Genomic DNA, 533 nt, shown 5'->3' with positions numbered 1-533 from the left:
TGTTAAAGAGCAGTTTGAGATAAACTCAAATCAAATCATTCTTCTAAGAATCACTTTCTCGTAAGAACAGTTTGATTTGAATTTTTTGAGCAATCATTATCAGCGTAACGCTTTAAGTAGTGGTGGAGTTAAGCGGGATCGAACCGCTGACCTCCTGCGTGCAAGGCAGGCGCTCTCCCAGCTGAGCTATAACCCCAAATCAAAGTAATTTCGTTTTAGGCAAGGCGCTTTCCTGAGAAGCATACTTAGGTATGCGAGTAGGGAAGCAACGACGCATAAAGCGAAATTTGGTTGGTCTGAGTAGACTCGAACTACCGACCTCACCCTTATCAGGGGTGCGCTCTAACCACCTGAGCTACAGACCAATGCTAACTTGTCTGTTTGCCTTATCGCTGCGTTGCATTCTTCACTCGCTCGGTCATGTACACCTCGTACACTCCCTCACTCGCTCAGCCTGCGCCTTGCGCTAAACCAAACATCCTTCGTTATCACCACTCACATGGCTTAACACTGTTTGCTCTATCTCATGCAAT

2 tRNA genes are annotated in these 533 nt (G+C 46.2%); both read right to left on the bottom strand.

Features of this window, described 5'->3' with window-relative positions:
- Positions 1 to 120: 120 nt before the first annotated feature.
- Positions 121 to 196: transfer RNA gene (locus AAY72_RS14810), tRNA-Ala, on the bottom strand.
- A 92-nt stretch (positions 197 to 288) separates the two neighbouring features.
- Positions 289 to 365 (bottom strand) — tRNA-Ile (locus AAY72_RS14805).
- Positions 366 to 533 lie beyond the last annotated feature (168 nt).

The organism is Alishewanella sp. WH16-1 (assembly GCF_001441695.1).
Taxonomy (GTDB): domain Bacteria; phylum Pseudomonadota; class Gammaproteobacteria; order Enterobacterales; family Alteromonadaceae; genus Alishewanella; species Alishewanella agri.
This window is presented reverse-complemented; position numbering and strand designations above follow the sequence as displayed.